Raw genomic sequence first — 876 nt, 5'->3', positions numbered from 1 at the left:
CTAGGATTGCCAATACTCGGCATGATTGACGCACTCTCCTGGCTGAATCCCTATCCTTTTATACTGGGATCGAGTGTGGCTCAGAAGGGAACTATCGACTGGATCTATCTAGTCTCATTGCTGGCAGCGACAGTACTGCTAACCGTAATTGATTACAAGGTCTTTGAAAAGAAAGAAGTATGAGAAACATACCGTTCCTGGCAGAATGAAGAACGGAGAATAGCAAACCAGCTACACAAACACAGGAGATGAACTCTTCGCGAGTGAAACTAACTATTGCTGTTTGCCAGGCGCTGTGAAGTCACGGAGTTGAAGGTCAATGATCCGTAGTTCTCTAAAGCCAAGATCTGAGAAAGAGGAAGCTCAAGATGCTGAAACAAGTTCAGAATGACGGAATTGATAGCCGGTCTTGGGTCTAGGGTCTGGCAAACTGAAGCACTCTGATCAGAACCAACTCATCTAGTCATCCTGAAGCGCTCCTGTTAAGGATCTGGGGGTCGAAGGGGGAAACCGAGGGTAGAGGTCAGTGGTCAGAGGTAGGAAGACCAAGAGAGTGGTCACCGTTCGCTGGGGATTGCTGTGAAGCAAGAGCATCCAGATTCCGACCAGGAGCTTTGTTGGAATGACAGAATCTAGCCTTTTCACAATAACCGTTAGTTGTCATACCAATGAGCCTGTCCTGAAATAATCTTGTTCAGGCTCCTGTTTGGAACCTCTGTTAAGGGTCATCCCGAACTTGTTTCGGGATCTGGTCCCGGACGAAGAACCAAGAACCTGGACGCGTAGCGTCGGAACGAAGAACCAAGGACGTTTTTTCAGCAGCACCCAGCGGCTCTTTCGAAGGACGGGTCCATGCTCTTGGACTAAGGACGGTTT

1 pseudogene is annotated in these 876 nt (G+C 48.5%); it reads left to right on the top strand.

Going from position 1 to position 876, the window contains the following annotated elements:
* Positions 1-183 (top strand): annotated as a pseudogene (locus BG32_RS05325) (hypothetical protein); the annotation flags it as partial.
* Positions 184-876: the final 693 nt, after the last annotated feature.

This window comes from Mesotoga sp. HF07.pep.5.2.highcov (genome assembly GCF_003666285.1).
GTDB classification, from domain to species: Bacteria; Thermotogota; Thermotogae; order Petrotogales; family Kosmotogaceae; genus Mesotoga; species Mesotoga prima.
The sequence above is the reverse complement of the archived record's forward strand: the minus strand, read 5'-3'. Positions and strand labels throughout refer to the sequence as shown.